Annotated in this window: 13 protein-coding genes and 1 pseudogene; 11 read left to right on the top strand and 3 right to left on the bottom strand. The window is 71.7% G+C overall.

Annotation, left to right across the window (positions count from 1 at the left end):
• Positions 1 to 95 precede the first annotated feature (95 nt).
• From BM093_RS27140 to BM093_RS27170, 7 genes and pseudogenes are all read left to right on the top strand, one after another.
• On the top strand, positions 96 to 1,673 hold the full coding sequence (locus BM093_RS27140; RefSeq protein WP_093352240.1) for a flavin-containing monooxygenase: 1,578 nt from the start codon (positions 96 to 98) through the stop codon (positions 1,671 to 1,673).
• 165 nt (positions 1,674 to 1,838) lie between these two features.
• Positions 1,839 to 3,020: a M24 family metallopeptidase gene (locus BM093_RS27145; RefSeq protein WP_093352244.1), complete on the top strand. Its 1,182-nt coding sequence runs from the start codon at positions 1,839 to 1,841 to the stop codon at positions 3,018 to 3,020.
• Between the two features lies 1 nt (position 3,021).
• Positions 3,022 to 5,052: pseudogene (locus BM093_RS27150) on the top strand (hydantoinase/oxoprolinase family protein); the annotation flags it as partial.
• Positions 5,053 to 5,230: 178 nt separating this feature from the next.
• Positions 5,231 to 6,904, top strand: coding sequence for a hydantoinase B/oxoprolinase family protein (locus BM093_RS37575; protein ID WP_245773832.1), 1,674 nt, complete (start codon positions 5,231 to 5,233; stop codon positions 6,902 to 6,904).
• Between the two features lie 200 nt (positions 6,905 to 7,104).
• A complete protein-coding gene (locus tag BM093_RS27160) occupies positions 7,105 to 8,115 on the top strand; it encodes an IclR family transcriptional regulator (protein ID WP_143105541.1) in 1,011 nt (336 codons plus the stop codon).
• A 101-nt stretch (positions 8,116 to 8,216) separates the two neighbouring features.
• Positions 8,217 to 9,209 carry an LLM class flavin-dependent oxidoreductase gene (locus BM093_RS27165; RefSeq protein WP_093352259.1) on the top strand — a complete coding sequence of 331 codons (993 nt, stop codon included), beginning with the start codon at positions 8,217 to 8,219 and terminating at the stop codon, positions 9,207 to 9,209.
• Positions 9,210 to 9,290: 81 nt separating this feature from the next.
• Positions 9,291 to 10,814: a class I adenylate-forming enzyme family protein gene (locus BM093_RS27170; RefSeq protein WP_093352264.1), complete on the top strand. Its 1,524-nt coding sequence runs from the start codon at positions 9,291 to 9,293 to the stop codon at positions 10,812 to 10,814.
• Here BM093_RS27170 and BM093_RS27175 read toward each other — a convergent pair.
• Positions 10,811 to 12,436 (bottom strand): GAF domain-containing sensor histidine kinase, encoded by a 1,626-nt coding sequence (locus BM093_RS27175; RefSeq protein ID WP_093352270.1) that lies wholly within the window; start codon positions 12,434 to 12,436, stop codon positions 10,811 to 10,813. The two genes, BM093_RS27170 and BM093_RS27175, sit on opposite strands and share 4 nt — an antisense overlap.
• Positions 12,433 to 13,131: a response regulator transcription factor gene (locus BM093_RS27180; protein WP_093352275.1), complete on the bottom strand. Its 699-nt coding sequence runs from the start codon at positions 13,129 to 13,131 to the stop codon at positions 12,433 to 12,435. The genes BM093_RS27175 and BM093_RS27180 overlap by 4 nt, the downstream gene beginning before the upstream one ends.
• 136 nt (positions 13,132 to 13,267) lie before the next feature.
• On the opposite strand from BM093_RS27180, the gene BM093_RS27185 reads away from it, so the two are divergent.
• On the top strand, positions 13,268 to 13,522 hold the full coding sequence (locus BM093_RS27185) for a type II toxin-antitoxin system prevent-host-death family antitoxin (RefSeq protein WP_143105542.1): 255 nt from the start codon (positions 13,268 to 13,270) through the stop codon (positions 13,520 to 13,522).
• Between the two features lie 3 nt (positions 13,523 to 13,525).
• Complete coding sequence (locus BM093_RS27190; protein WP_093352285.1) at positions 13,526 to 13,807, top strand: type II toxin-antitoxin system RelE family toxin; 282 nt, start codon at positions 13,526 to 13,528, stop codon at positions 13,805 to 13,807.
• Positions 13,808 to 13,833: 26 nt separating this feature from the next.
• Here the strand turns inward: BM093_RS27190 and BM093_RS27195 are convergent, their stop codons facing one another.
• On the bottom strand, positions 13,834 to 14,622 hold the full coding sequence (locus tag BM093_RS27195) for an IclR family transcriptional regulator domain-containing protein (protein WP_245773833.1): 789 nt from the start codon (positions 14,620 to 14,622) through the stop codon (positions 13,834 to 13,836).
• Positions 14,623 to 14,770: 148 nt separating this feature from the next.
• Between BM093_RS27195 and BM093_RS27200 the strand changes: the two genes are divergently transcribed.
• Together BM093_RS27200 and BM093_RS27205 are read left to right on the top strand one after the other, a co-directional pair.
• Positions 14,771 to 15,322 (top strand): flavin reductase family protein, encoded by a 552-nt coding sequence (locus BM093_RS27200; RefSeq protein ID WP_093352295.1) that lies wholly within the window; start codon positions 14,771 to 14,773, stop codon positions 15,320 to 15,322.
• 38 nt (positions 15,323 to 15,360) lie between these two features.
• Positions 15,361 to 15,749 (top strand): 4-hydroxyphenylacetate 3-hydroxylase N-terminal domain-containing protein (locus BM093_RS27205; protein ID WP_281248740.1); only part of this gene is annotated, 389 nt, incomplete at its 3' end.

Consider the following 15,749-nt stretch of genomic DNA (forward strand, 5'->3'; position numbering starts at 1 on the left):
GCCGGCCCCCCCTCCGCTCGCCGGCGCCTTCCGCCGTGCGCGCCGACCTGTACGGATCGCGTGCCCCAGTCCCACCCAGAAGAGGTGACCTCGCCATGTCCCGACCGGTTCGTGTCGGAGTGATCGGTGCCGGCTTCGCCGGCCTCAGCTCGGCCAAGGTGCTCCGTGCCATGGGATTCGACGTCGTCGTGTTCGATGCCTCCCCCGACGTGGGTGGTGTCTGGAGCAGGACCCGGCGTTATCCCGGGCTGACGACGCAGAACGGCAAGCACAGTTATGCGCTGTCGGACCATCCGATGCCCGCGCACTATCCCGAGTGGCCTACCGGGGCACAGGTACAGCAGTACCTGGAGAGCTACGCCGACCGATTCGCGTTGTGGGAGGTGGTACGGCTCGGAACCCGGGTCGTGCATGCCGACCTCGACGAGCAGCGGCCCGGCTGGACGCTGCAGCTGCGCGACGAGGCGACCGGCGCCGACCTCGACGATGTCGAGGTCGACCACCTGGTCGTCGGCAACGGAATCTTCTCCATCCCGTCCATCCCGGACTATCCCGGTGCCGAAGAGTTCGCCGACGCCGGCGGCCGGCTCTGCAGCGTGTCCGATGTCGACGACCTCGAGCAGGTCGCCGGCAAGCACGTTGTGGTGGTCGGGTACGGCAAGTCCGCGTGCGATGCCGCCGCGGTGTTCAGCGACGACGCCGCCTCGGTCGACCTGGTCGCCCGCCAGCTGCTGTGGAAGATCCCGCGCAGGCTCGGCGGGTTCCTCAACTACAAGTACCTGCTGCTGACCCGGCTGGGCGAGGGTCTGTTCCGCTACCTCCGCCCGGTCGGGTTCGAGAAGGTACTGCACGGACCCGGCAGGCCGGTCCGCAACGCGATGCTCGCGAGCATCCAGGCGCTGATCACACGTCAACTGCGGCTGCGTGAGCTCGGGCTGGTCCCGAACGGTCCGCTGGAGCGGATCGCGCGGAGCACGGTCAGCCTGGCGACCGATCGGCTCTACACCGGGGTCGCCGACGGCACGATCGGCCTGCACCGCGACACCCGGATCGTCCGGCTGCTCGCCCGCGACGGCCGCCCGTCCGCCGAGCTGGCCGACGGGACGGTGCTGCCCGCCGACGTCGTGGTCTGCGGCACCGGCTGGCACCAGGCGATCCCGTTCCTGAGCACGGAGCTGCAGAACCGGATCACCGACGAGCACGGGAACTTCGCGCTCTACAGCCAGATCCTCCCGCACGACGTCCCCGCGCTGACCTTCTGCGGATACAACTCATCGTTCTTCAGCCCGCTCAGCGCCGAGATCGCCGCCTGGTGGATCGGTGCGCACCTCACCGGGGGCCTCACGCTCCCCACCGAGGAGCAGCGGCGGGCGGTGACGGCCGAGAAGCTGGCGTGGATGGACGAGCGCACCGAGGGCCGGCACGCCCGCGGCACCAACATCGTGCCGTTCTCGATCCACAACATCGACGAGCTCCTCGCCGACCTCGGGGCCGGTGTGTCCCGGCGTGAGCGTTTCGCCGAGTGGCTGCGTCCGCTCAATCCGTCGGCCTATGCCGCTGTCGGGCAGGAGATCATCGAGCGGGCCCGCCGGAGCCGGCCCGTCCGGACCGGCAGCGCCTTCGACAGGGACTCCGAGAGGGCACCGGTGCGGAGCCTGCACGAAGCGGGGTGACCGGAGCGTCGCGGCCACGGCGCTCAGGTGTCTCGCCCTGCGGAATGTCGACGAGAGCGCTGTTTGCTCTGGTATGGCGGTCGTAGCGTCCATGTCCCGGCCGCCCCGCGCGCCTGGCCCCACTCGGAGGGCCGGGTGCGCACCGCCGGGAGCGGAAGGAGAAACATGGATCGCGGAATCCTCACCTCCGGTCGGAGTGCGGCGAAGAGCCGACTTCAGGCCGAGCGTCTCGACGCCGTCCAGGCCGCCATGCTCGACCAGGGCTACGACGCACTCGTCGTGGCCGGGCGCGGACTACTCACCCAGTACGGGTACTTCGAGTACGTCACCGGCTTCAACCCCCTCGTCCGGCTCGCGTACGCCGTCGTGCGCCAGGACGGAGCGCCCGTCTTGGTCATGTCCACGGCCTCCGACGCGTGGTACGCACAGCAGGCCACCGGTCTGGACGACATCCGGGTCGCCGGCACCGGCGACGTCGTGGGCGGCCAGGACAGCCTGCCCGCGGCCGTCACCGGTGTGTTGACCGGGCACCGGCTCGACCGGGGGCGGGTCGGTGTGGTCGGGCTGGGACACATCGTGTCGGCCGGCGATCACGAGGAACTCCGTTCGCTGCTGCCGGAAGCCGAGCTGGGCGACGCGACCGGCCTGCTCAACGAGATCAAGGCGGTCAAGTCGGCCCAGGAGCTCGAGGAGGTCCGGCGCTCGTGTGCCATCGCGGACGCAGGCATCGACGCCTTCCGTGAGCACGCCGGGGTCGGGGTCACCGGCTGGGAGCTCTGGGGCGAGATGCAGCGCGCCGTGCGCAGCCGTGGAGCCCGCGAGGTCCTTGTGATGATCAGTAGCGGCCAGTACTTCAACGACCCGCCGCGTGACGAGCCGTTGCGCGAGGGTGACCTCGTGTCCGTGTACGTGGAGATCTCCGGCCCGAACGGTTTCTGGGTCGAGAAGGCGAGCCTGTTCTCGATCGGCGACATCGGGGACCGCCGGCGCACGGTCGCCGAGGCCTGCCTGAACGGGCACGACGCCGCGGCCGAGACACTGGTGGCAGGGTCTACCGCGGCCGACGTGGCCCGCGCCGTGGAGAAGCAGGTCGCGGGCCTGGGCGTGGACTTCGGTATCTGGCACGGGCACGGCGTCGGCGTCGACCACGACCTGCCGGTGCTCGGTACGACCGACGAGACCCCGCTGACACCGGGCATGGTCCTCGCCCTGCACCCCAACCTGGTCGACGCGGCGCACGAGGTCGGTGCGAGCGTTGCCGACACCTTCATCGTCACACCGGACGGCCCCGCCGAGCGTGGTTCCACGCAGCCGCAGCAGGTCTTCCCGATCGAGCGGGGGCGCTGAGATGGGGTACTCCATCGGTGTCGACGTCGGCGGCACCTTCACCGACTTCCTGCTCACCGACGACACCGGACACCGGCGGCAGCACAAGACTCCCTCGGTCCCGTCCGATCCGGCGGCCGGTGTCCTCACCGGGCTGTCCGAGCTCGCCGAGGCCGAGGGGATGGGTGAGACCGAGTTCCTGGCATCGGTGCACCTGATCGTGCACGGGACGACGGTCGCCACCAACGCGGTGCTCACCGGCAGCGGTGCGCGCACCGGTCTGGTGACCACGGCAGGACTGCGGGACATCCTCGAGATGCGACGGGGAATCCGCAGCCGCCAGCACCTCTACGATAACAAGTACGTTGCGCCCGACCCCCTCGTCCCGCGGGACCGTCGGGTCGTGGTGCAGGAGCGCATGACCGCGGCCGGCGAGATCCACCAGGAACTCGACGAGGAGTCGTTGCGCAGCGCCGTGTCCGGCCTGGTCGACAGCGGGGTCGAGGCGATCGCCGTCTGCTTCGCGCACTCCTATGCCAACCCGGAACACGAGCTGCGCGCCCGGGAGGTGATACAGGCCCGGGCGCCGGGGGCGTTCCTCTCGCTCTCTTCGGAGGTACTGCCCCAGATCCGGCTGTACCCGCGGGTCAGCACGACCGTGATGAACGCCTACCTCGGCCCCGTCGTGCAGCGCTACATGTCCGAGATCGTCGGCCGGCTCGCCGGGCGCGGGTTCACCGGCACCCTGATGGTGATGCAGTCCAACGGCGGTATCACCCGGCCCGAGACCGTCGCACATCTGCCCGCGACGATCACCCTGTCCGGTCCGGCGGCCGGTCCGGTCGCCGCGCTCGACTTCATCCGGCGCATCGGCCGACGGGACTGCACGGTCGTCGACATGGGCGGCACCAGCTACGACGCCTCCCTCGTGCTGAACGGCGGGGTGCAGGTCAGCCGGGAGGGAGAGATCAACCGCCAGGTGATCGCCCTGCCCACCACACACGTGCACACGATCGGTTCGGGCGGCGGGTCGATCGCCCGGATCGACGAGGGCGGCCTGCTCCAGGTGGGGCCGCGCAGTGCCGGCGCGGTCCCCGGCCCAGCGGCGTACGGCCGCGGCGGGACCGAACCCACCGTGTCGGATGCAGATCTGGTACTCGGCTACCTCGATCCGGACTACTTCCTCGGTGGGCGGCAGCGCCTGCACCCCGACCTCGCCGAGGCGGCCGTGCGCACCGTGGCCGAGCCACTCGGGCTGGACGTCGTCGAGGCCGCCGCCGGGATCTACGAGCTGGTCAACCTGCAGATGGCGGCCGGCACGAAGAACGTCTCCGTCGAGCGCGGTCACGACCCCCGCTCGTTCCCGATGGTCGTCGCGGGCGGTGCAGGTCCGGTGCACGCCGGGATGATCGCCCACGAGCTGGGCATCCCGACGGTGCTGATCCCGCGGCTCTCCTCGGTCCTCTGTGCTGCCGGGATGCTGATGGCCGACCTGCGCCACGACTTCGTACGCGGCTGCAACGGCCGGCTCTCCGAGCTCGACCTCGGTGCCGCTGCCGCGCTCGTGGTCGAGATGCGGGGGGAGGGAGAGAAGCTCCTCGCCCAGGAAGGGGTCCCGCAGGACCACCGCGAGCACATCGTGTCAGCCGATGTCCGCTACCCGGGCCAACATCACGAGGTCACCGTCACGATCGACGCGACCGACCTCGACCCAGCCGCTCCGGAGCGGGCCCTGCGGGTGGCCGAAGCCTTCCACGACCGGCACCGCAGTCTCTACGGGTTCGCCGAGCCGGACCAGGAGGTCGAGCTGATGAGCCTGCGGGTCTCTGCCGTCGGCCGCCGCTCGGACGGCGGGACGCCCATCGGTGAGGACCCGGACGGTGCAGGGACAGCGGTGCCGAAGGGGCACCGCGAGGCGTACCTGCGGTCGGTGGGCCGCAAGGTCGTGGTGCCGGTGTACGAGGGCGCCGACCTGCCGCTCGGAGTGCTGGTCGAGGGACCGGCGCTCGTCGAGGAGCCCACGACGACGATCTTCGTCCCGGAGTTCTTCGACATCGTCTCCGACCCGTCGGGCAGCTATGTCATGACCACCAAGGGGGCCGACCGCGGGCGGCCGACGGAGAGGGGGACGGCCGATGAGCATGCAGGCATCGGACGAGGCCGGGGGCGCATCGCTGAGCCCGATCCTGGTCTCCGTCGTCGCCAACCGGATCAAGTCGATCGGCGAGCGGATGGGTGTGGTGGTGGAACGCAGCGCCCGCTCCCCGCTGCTGGTCGAGGGACGCGACTTCTCCCTGGGCATCTACGACGCCGACGGGCGGCTGATCGAGCAGACCGAGTACATCCCGATCCTCGGCTACGCGGCCGCTCCGACGATGCAGCATGTCGCCGCGAAGTTCCGTGGTCGGGTATTCGACGGGGACGTCATCCTGCACAACGATCCCTTCACCGGTGGCAACCAGCCAGCCGACTGGAAGATCATCCGTCCGGTCTTCCACGGCGGGGAGCACGTCGCCTGGGTGATGATCACAGCACACCAGTCCGACGTCGGCGGTGCTGTGCCTGGGTCCTACAACCCCGCGGCCACCGACATCTGGCAAGAGGCCATGCGGCTCACTGCGGTCAAGCTCATCGAGGGCGGCCGGGTCCGGGAGGACGTCTGGGAGCTGGTGTTCGGCAATGTCCGGCTCCCGTCGGTCGAGGACGACGTGCAGGCCATGATCGGGGCCTGCACGGTCGGTGAGCGGGAGCTGCGGGAGCTGATCGACCGCTACTCGGTCGAGACCTTCCGAGCGATCGTCGACAGCATGCTCGACTCGGCCGAGGCGATGACCCGGCAGGTCGTGCGCGGCATCCCCGACGGCGAGTACCACGGCAGCGCCACCGTGGACTACGACGGGATCACCCCGGGCACGACCCTGACTCTGCACGTCCGGATCGCGGTGGCCGGCGAACGGATCGCCTTCGACTTCACCGGGACCGACCCGCAGTCACCCGGCTACGTCAACGCCCCGCTCGCCGTGACGCTGTCCTCGGTCATGATCACCTTCTTCATGTTGGCGGACATCGACATCCCGCACAACGACGGGATCATGCGGTGCATCGACATCGACGTCCCGGAGGGATCGTTCCTGAACGCCCGGTTCCCGGCGGCGACCGGGTTCGGCAACCACCTGTCCGACCAGGTGTGCACCGCGATCATGACGGCGCTCGCCGAGGCACTGCCGGAGCGGGTGACCGCGGGCTGGAACCCGCTGCTCTGCTCCATCGTGAACGGCCGGGACCACCGCACCGCGGAGCCGTTCGTCGACATCCTGATCAACGCGTCGAAGGGTGGGGGCGGTGGGACCTGGGGTGCCGACGGGTACGACCACGTCGGGCTGATCGCCTCCGGTGGCGCTCTGGGCGCCCAGGACCCGGAGATGCTCGAGATCATGACTCCGATCCTGGTCGAGACGTTCGAGTACGCCACCGACTCCGCAGGCGCCGGCCGCTGGCGTGGCGGGCTCGGGGTCCGTTCGGACCTCCGGTTCCTGGCGAGCGGGGTCCAGGCGAGCATCTTCGGTGACGGTGACTCCGAGTCCGGTGCGGCGCAGGGGGTCAACGGGGGCCTGCCCGGCGCGGTCAACCGGATCGAGCTGCTGTACCCGGACGGGAGTTCGCACGTCCCCCGGAACAAGGAACTCGTCACCGGGATCGGGGAAGGCACCGTCTACCGGCAGATCGCCGGAGGTGGTGGCGGATTCGGCGATCCCCGGCAACGGCCCGCCGAGCGGGTGGCGGAGGAGGTTCGGTACGGCTACGTCTCCGCTGCCGCGGCCCGGCAACACTATGGTGTGGTGGTGACGGCGAACGGCACTCTCGACGAGGACGCGACCCGTGCGCTTCGGTCAGCAATGAGCTGACCGGGGTCCGGCGCGTCGTGCGAGGCGGCGCGCCGGACCTCCGCGCCGCCAACGGCCGCGTCCGACGGCCTCCGGCCGACCGCATCACCGAGGGGCCACCGATGGAGCTGAGTCGTCGATAGTCCGCCGCCGAGTTCTCCATTTCCGCGGTGGCGGGAGCGGTACCGGCGCCCAGGCCCCGACCTGCGCTGGACCAGCCGGTGCCGGGGCAGCTCTTGCTCTCGGTGCGCCGGGCCTGTGAACTGCTCCAACTGTTGACCGAGAGCCGCGAGCTCACGGTCCGGGCTGCTGCCAGTCGGCTCGATGTACCGCCGGCTACGGCGCACCGGCTGCTGGCGGCACTGGTCCACGACGGGTTCGCGGGTCGGGCCGGGAACCGCGGCTATCATCGGGAGCCGGTTCCGCCCGCAGTACCGCGGCAGAGTGATTCGCCGCTGGAGTCGGTTCACCGTGCGCTGATACTGGTCGCCGCAGTGGCCGCGGGACGGGAGCTTTCGGTGGCGGACGCGGCTGCCTTGCTCGGCACCACGGCGGCGACTGCCCACCGACTGCTTGCGACGCTCCGCCTGGAGGGATTCGTGGTGCAGGGCCACGACCGTCGCTACCACGCCGGTGCTGCGCTGACTGGTCCCCGTGACGTCGAGCTGACTCCGGCCGGGCTGCGGGCGATCCTCGTCCCGATCGCGGACGACCTCGGCGACCGGCTCGGTGAGACGGTTCATCTCTGGCTCCGCAACGGTCCGCTGCTCCGCCTGTTGTGGGGCCTGCCCGGGTCCACGTCGGACGCCGTCGCACACGATCGGTGGACGACGATCCCAGCCCATGCCACGGCCAGCGGCCGAGCACTCCTCGCCCGGTTGCCGAACCGGCGGGTCGACGACATCCACGTCGCGGGCCTGCCACCGTGGCGGGCCACGCGCGTCTCCTCGTTGCGTTCGCTGAAGCGGCGGCTCTCAGTTGTCCGACAGCACGGTTTTGAGACGACCTTCGAAGAAGGGATCCAGGGAGCCAGCGGCGCTGCCTTGTGCGTCTGCGACCCGTGGGGTCGCCCGGTGGCCGGCATCGGTGTCGCGGTACCGAGCAGCCGGTTCTCCCGCAACGACCTCCCCCGCTACCACGAGGCGCTGGAGGCGGCTCGCGAAGATGCGGAGCGGGAAATCGGTCGAGTGACCGGAGGGCCGGACACGACCGGCTCCGCTGTCGTGCGTTGAGCCGATGTTGAGATCCCGTTGTTCCGGGGGTGATGCGGGCCACAGAGAATCCGACGCAGCGAGGAGCACCCGCTCCGATACCCGGCGAGGAGGCCGTCGTCATGAAGATCGCCCTGTACCTGCCGAACTTCCGGGACAAGGTGACCGTCTCCGAGCTCGAGGACCTCACCGCGCTCGCCGAGGACCTCGACTTCGACTCGGTCTGGACGCTCGACCGCATCGTCGTCCCCGAGGCCTCCGACCGCGAGGAGCTGCAGCACTCCTTCGGCATGATGGAGGGGCTCCCCAAGGCCCTGCCGGTATCGTCGCGGGGCGAGTGGCTGCAGGGCATGCCGCTGATCCCGTGGCTGGCGGCGAAGACGTCGAAGGTCCGGATCGGCATGAGCATCATCGACACCCCGTTCCGCTCGCCGGGTGTCCTCGCCGCGGAGATGGCGACCATCGACCACCTGTGCAACGGGCGGCTCAACGTCGGCGTCGGCTCCGGCTGGATGCCCGAGGAGTTCGCGGCCGCGAGCGCCGCGCACATCTTCCCGCGGCGGCACAAGCACGTGCGCGAGACGATCGAGATCATGCAGGGCGTCTGGGAGAACGAGCACTTCGAGTACCACGGCGAGTTCGCGGACTTCGAGAAGTGCGGGTTCGGGGCGAAGCCCGTGCAGAAGCCCGGCCCGCCGATCTACTTCAGCGGGCTCAAGGACCCGAAGCGCTCGGCGCTGCGGATCGCCCGGTACAACCTGTCCGGCTGGATCGGGATCCAGGACTCGCCGGAGGACATCGCGCGGTGGCGCTCGGAGATCCAGCGCGAGCTCGACGAGCTCGGGAGCGGGCGCTCCGTCGACGACCTCGACATCTGCAGCATGCTCTGGACCGTCATCACCGACGAGGAGACCGACCAGACGCCGAACGGCAAGGTCACCAACCTGATGGTGGGCACCGCCGGGCAGATCACCGACCGGCTGAAGGCCTACAAGGAGGCCGGCATGACGATGCCGCTGATCTGGCCGCCGTTCCAGGACGTTCCCGCCTCGAAGACGCTCGACGACCTCAAGCGGCTGAAGGAGGAGATCCTCCCGAAGGTCGAGGCCGCGTAGGTTCGGACGGTGCCGGGTGGGGGAGGACGACCCCGCCCGGCGCCGCCGACCGGCTGCCCCGTCGTCGTTGCTGGAGACCTCGTGAACATCGCCGCCCTGCTCGCCGAGGGGATCGCCCGGGCCGGTGCCGCTCCCGCCCTCGTCCAGGGGTCCCGGACGCTCACCTATCCCGAGCTCGGTGACCGGGTCGCCCGGCTCGCCGCCGGGCTGACCCGCCTCGGGCTGGGCCGCGGCGACCGGGTCCTGCTGCTGATGCCCAACCGCATCGAGCTGGTGGAGGCGCTGTGGGCGGCCTTCCACGGCGGGTTCGTCGCCGTCCCGGTCAACTGGCACCTGCATCCCGACGAGGTCGCCTACATCGCCGGGCACAGCGGGGCGGCCGCCGTCGTGGTCAGCGACGAGACGGTCGCCGCGACGCGCGGGCTCCCCGCCGGCGTCAACGTGCTGCGCGTGGCCCGCGCGGACGGATCCGGCCCCGGGGACAGCGCAGCCGACCACAGCAGCGCACTCGACTACGAGAACGTCCTCGCCCCGGAGCCCGTGCCCGCCGCCGACGCCGCACCGGACGACCCGGCATGGCTGTTCTACACCTCCGGCACGACCGGACGGCCGAAGGGCGCCACGCTCACCCACCGGAACCTGGCCGCGATGACGCGGGCCTACCACGACGACCTCGACGAGGTCGCCGACGGCAGCGTCTACCTGCACGCCGCGCCGCTGACCCACGGCAGCGGGCTGTACCTGCTGCCGTCGATCGCGCGGGGCGCGACCCAGGTCATCGCGCCCGGGACGACGTTCTCGGCCGCGGAGTTCGTGGGGCTGCTGGAGCAGCACCGGGTCACGCACGCCGCGTTCCTCGCCCCGACCATGCTCAAGCGCGTGGTCGACGAGGCGCGCGGCCGGAGCCTCCCGGAGCTGCGCAGCATCGTCGTCGGCGGGGCCGCGCTCTACCAGGAGGACCTGCGCGCGGCGATCGCGGTGTTCGGGCCGATCGTGATCCAGATGTACGGGCAGGGCGAGTCCCCGATGACGATCACCGTGATGCCCGCGTCCGAGGCGCAGGCCCATCCGGGGTCGTGCGGGCGCCCGTTCTCCGGGGTCGAGGTGCGCATCGCCGGGCCGGACGGCGAGCCGGTCCCCGACGGTGGCGACGGTGAGGTCCTCGTCCGCGGCGACGTCGTCATGCGCGGCTACTGGGACGACGCCGACGCCACCGCGGCGACGCTGGCCGGCGGATGGCTGCACACCGGCGACATCGGCCATCTCGAATCCGGGTACCTGCACCTGACCGACCGGGCCAAGGACGTCGTCATCACCGGCGGGTCGAACGTCTACCCGCGCGAGGTGGAGGAGGTCCTGCTCACCCACCCGGCGGTGCGCGAGGCGGCGGTCGTCGGCGTCCCCGACCCGGAGTGGGGCGAGTCCGTGCGGGCGTTCGTCGTCGCGGACGGCGATCCCGCGCCCGACGAGCTGATCCGGCACTGCCGCGAGCGGCTCGCCCCGTTCAAGAAGCCGCGCGAGGTGGTCCTCGTGGCCGAGCTGCCGAAGAACGCGGCCGGGAAGATCCTCAAGCGGGAGCTGCGGCTGCACCCGGCCGGTTCCTAGGAACCCCCGGCCCGGGGGAGGTCCAGGCTCACCGTGGTGCCCTCCCCGACGGCACTGCGCACGTCCAGGCCCCCGTCCATCGCCTCGGCCAGCCCGCGGGCCAGCGGCAGCCCCAGCCCGACGCCCTCGTCGGAGACCGCGCCGAGCCGGTCGAACGGGGTGAACAGCCGGTCGAGGTACTCCGGGGCGATGCCCGGCCCGGTGTCCTGCACCCGGACCGTCACCCGGGCGCCGACGGTCCAGCCGACGACGACCTCGCCGCCCGGATGGTTGTAGCGGATGGCGTTGGCGACCAGGTTGAGCAGCACCTGACGCAGCCGGCGCTCGTCGGCCAGGGCCGGGACGGGGCCGGCGGGCGGGGTGGTGCGCAGGGTGACCCGTTCGGCGGTGGCGAGCGGCCCGAGCATCGCCAGCACCTCGGTGACGACCCCGGCCACCTCGACCGGGCCGGTGTGCAGCGGCAGGGCCCCGGCCTCCACCCGCGCGACGTCGAGGACGTCGTCGACCATCGCCAGGATGTGCGTGCCCGCGGACGCGATGTGCTCGAGCGCGGCGCTGCGCCGCTCCGCGTCCAGGTCCAGGGTGCCGAGCAGCTCGGTGAACCCGCTGATCGCCTGCAGCGGCGTGCGCAGCTCGTGACCGAGTGCGGAGAGGAAGTCGGTCTTGGCCCGGTTGGCGGCCTCGGCCGCGTGCCGGGCGAGCTCGGCCTCCCGGCGCCGTCGCCGCTCGCGCTCGGCGGCCCGGCGCTCGGTCACGTCCACGACGTTGACCGACAGGGCGTGCGGGCGCCCGCCGGCCCCGCGGATCGGGGACACGGCCACGGCGAGGTCGAGGACCCGCCCGTCCGCGGTCCGGCCGACCGCCTCGTAGTGCTCGCCGGTCCCGGCACCGGCACCCGGGCGGCGCGCGAGCAGCTCGTCGAGCCGGGTGCCGATCAGGTCGAACTCGGAGTGCCCGAGCAGCTCCCGCATCGCCCGGTTGGCCCGGGTGATCGACCCGTCGAGGCCGGCCAGCACCATGCCGACGGCGTTGTCCTCGAACGCGCGCCGGAACCGTTCCTCGCTCTCGGTGAGCGCCCCGAACAGGCGGTCGTGGTCGATCGCGACCGACGCCAGGTGGGACAGCCGCTCGACCAGGCGTTCCTCGCGCGCGGCCGGGCGGTGCGGCCGGTCGTGGTAGACGGCGAACGTGCCGGTGACCCCGTCGCGCCCCCGGATCGGGGTGGACCAGCACGACCGCAGCCCGAACCGCTCCGCGAGCGGGCGGTAGCGGTCCCAGCGCGGGTCGGTCCGGATGTCCTCGGAGACGACCGCCGTGCCCAGGTGGGCGGCGGTGCCGCAGGCCCCGGCGCCGGTACCGATCACCAGCCCGTCGATCCCGCGGGAGTAGTCGGGCGGCAGCGAGGGCGCGGCGCCGTGGTGCAGGGTCGCCGCCGTCGCGTCGAGCAGCAGCACCGAGCACCGGCACCCGGGGAGCAGGTCCTCCAGGGTGGTGGTGATGCCGCCGAGCACCCCGCCGAGCGGCGCGCCCGCGGCGATCTCCTCGAGGGTGGCGGTCTGCCGGCTGAGCAGGGCGACGACGTCGGCGTGGTCCAGGCCGAGCTCGTCGGTCGGGGTGCTCACGGCTCGAACCGGTAGCCGACGCCGCGCACGGTCGCGACGTGCTCCCGGCCGAGCTTGTGCCGCAGCCGGTGGACGTGCTCGGTCACGGTCGCCTCGCTCTGCCAGCCGGGCGCGCTCGACCAGACCTGGTCCAGCAGCTGGGCCCGGGTGAACACCTGCCGGGGCTGCGCGACGAGGAAGGCGAGCAGGTCGAACTCCTTGGCCGTCAGCTGCACCGGGCGCCCGTCGAGCTCCACCTCACGGGTCGCCGGGTCGACGCGGAGCCCGGTGGCCGGGGCGGGCCGGGGCACCCCGGTGCCGCCGCTGCGGCGCAGCACCGACCGGACCCGGGCGGCGAGCTCGCCGGGGGAGAACGGCTTCACCAGGTAGTCGTCGGCGCCGAGGTCGAGCCCACTGATCCGGTCGCCCTCCCCGCTGCGTCCCGACAGCACCACCACCGGCAGCGGGTCGCCGGCCTCGCGCAGCCGCCGGAGCAGGTCGAGCCCGCCGAGCCCGGGCAACGAGAGGTCGAGGACCACCAGATCGGGGCGATGCTCGGTGATGCCCTGCCAGGCCGCCCGGCCGTCGGCGGCCTCGCGCACGACGTAGCCCTCGGCCTCGAGCTGCCAGCTCACGACGGTGCGGACCCGCGCGTCGTCGTCCACCACGAGCAGCGACCGCGACGAGCCGGTCGGGGGTCGAGCCGTCGTCGGCATCTGCACTCCTGCCCCTGTGCGGCCACCGCGCCGCAGCGACTGGTCCGGCCGCAGCACGGCCGCCGGCGCCGACCGTACCGCTCGGGGCCCCTCGGAACCTTGCGCAGACGGACTGCTCAAGTTGTACGATTAGTACGTGACTGCTGAGATGTCCTCCTCCGAGGCGCGCAACCACTTCGCCGAGGTCGTGGGCCGGGCTCAGCATGCCGGTGTCTCGACCGTGATCACCAGCTACGGCCGTCGAGTGGCCGCGGTGGTCCCGGCAGAGGTCCTCGATCTGCTCGAGGAGCTCGAGGACCGCGGGCTGTCCCGGATGGCTCGCGAGGCCAAGGCGGATCCCGGGGGGACCGTCGACCACGCCACGCTCCTGGCCGAGTTCGTCCGCCACTGACCCGTGGCGGACGTTCCCCGATGGAACATCGTCTGGTCCGCTCCGGCGACCAGGGCCCTGCGGAAACTCGATCCGCCGGTGGCTCGCCGCATCCTGGCCGCGGTGGGTGCGCTCGCCGAGGAACCGCGTCCATCGCCGCCCGTGGGTAAGCCCCTCAAGGGAGAGGCCGGGGCCTGGCGGCTCAAGGTCGGTGACTGGCGCGTGGTGTACGAGCCGCAGGATGACGTCCTGGTCGTCCTCGTGCTCACGCTCGGCCACTGTCGCGAAATCTACGAGCGGCTCTGACCCGGGGCAGGGCGGAGTGAATCCGCTCAGCCCCCGAGGTCGCTGCTGATCTCCTTCGCGATCCGGGTGAGGACCGGGACGATGTAGCGCTCGATGTGGCCCGGGCTGGTCCGCCCGGTCGAGCTCGACGACGACAGCGCGGCGACGACCTGTCCGGTGTGGTCGCGGATCGGCGCCGACACCGCGACCAGCCCGCGCTCGCGTTCCTCGGACACCAGCGCCCAGCCCTGCCGGCGGACCCTCTCCAGGGCGTCCCGGAACTGGCCGGGGTCGGTGATCGTGTGCGGGGTCAGCGGGGTCAGACCCGGGTCGGCCAGGTACTGCTCGACGAACTCCGGCGGGGCGGCGGCCAGTAGCACCCGGCCCATCGAGGTCGCGTGCGCCGGCACCCGGGTGCCGGCCGCCGCCGTCACGTTCAGCACCCGCTTGGCGGGCACCCGGGCCAGGTAGACGACCTCGCGACCGTCCATCGCGGACAGTGACGCCGTCTCGTGGGTCTCCTCGACCAGCCGGCCCATGTGCGGTTCGGACACCGCGACGATCGCGCTCGAGGTGGCGTAGTGCTGGCCGATGGTCAGCACCCGCGGGGTCAGGCGCCAGTGGCTGCCACCGGTGGGTTCGACGTAGCCGAGGTGCTGCAGCGTCAGCAGGATCCGGCGCACGGCCGGCCGGGACAGCCCGGTGGCCTTCGCGATCTCGATCAGGCTCGGGTTGGTCCGCTCGGCGTCGAAGGCCAGCAGCACCGCGAAGCCGCGCTCGATGCTCTGGATCCGGTCCTTGGGCCCGGCGTCGGCGTCGGTGTCCACGTCGTCCACCCGGACAGTCTCGCACCCGGGCAGTCGGCGACCGGCCCGCGCGAATTCCGGCTCCGGGGTTGACGGATCCCGCATCCGACGGCACTCTTCTGGCGCATGCACGGCAAGCGTGCAAGATGTACGCACAGCGTGCACGGAGGTGGAATCAATGGCGATCGACCCGAAAGAGCTCCGGCAGTGCCTGGGGCACTTCGCCACCGGCGTCACCGTGATCACGTGTCGCGGCGAGGACGGCGCGCCGCACGGGGCCACGGTCAACGCGTTCACGGCGGTGTCGCTGGACCCGCCGCTGGTGCTGGTCTCGCTCGACCGGCGCTCGCGGCTCTGCGGGCTGGCCGAGTCGCGGCCGTTCACGGTCAACGTGCTCGAGTCCGCGCAGAAGGAGCTGGCCCTGCACTTCGCGGGCCGACCGAACCAGGAGGTCCGCTGGGCCGCCGACAGCGACTGCGGCGCCCCACGGCTGGACGGCACCCTCGCGCACATCTCCTGCACGCCGTGGCGGTCCTACGACGGCGGTGACCACGTCCTGTTCCTGGGCGAGGTCCAGCAGTTCCACATCCACCCCGGCCGGCCGCTGCTGTTCCACTCGGGGCAGTTCCACCACCTGGGCGACGACCACAACCCGCTGTTCTGGGACGACTCGGCCGACGGGCCCGGTGGCGTCTCGTTCTTCCCGTCCCGGTCCGCCCGCACCGCCTGACCCGCCCCCGGCGAGTTCGACAGACGAAGGAGTCGACGATGACCCTGCAACAGGATTCCGTGCCCACTCCCACCGGTGAGGACGGCCGCGTGTCGCGGCCGATGACCGGTGAGGAGTACGTCGAGAGCCTGCGCGACGGCCGCGAGGTCTACCTCCACGGCGAGAAGGTCGACGACGTCACCACCCACCCCGCGTTCCGCAACGCGGTCCGGATGACCGCCCGGCTCTACGACGCCCTGCACGACCCGGACAAGCAGGACAAGCTGACCGTCCCCACCGACACCCGCAGCGCCGGGCTCACCCACCCGTTCTTCCGCACCCCGCACTCGGTCGAGGACCTCAAGGCCGACCAGACCGCGATCGCCGAGTGGGCCCGGATGACCTACGGCTTCATGGGCCGCTCCCCGGACTACAAGGCCAGCTTCCT

It is taken from the genome of Pseudonocardia ammonioxydans (genome assembly GCF_900115005.1).
Taxonomy (GTDB): domain Bacteria; phylum Actinomycetota; class Actinomycetes; order Mycobacteriales; family Pseudonocardiaceae; genus Pseudonocardia; species Pseudonocardia ammonioxydans.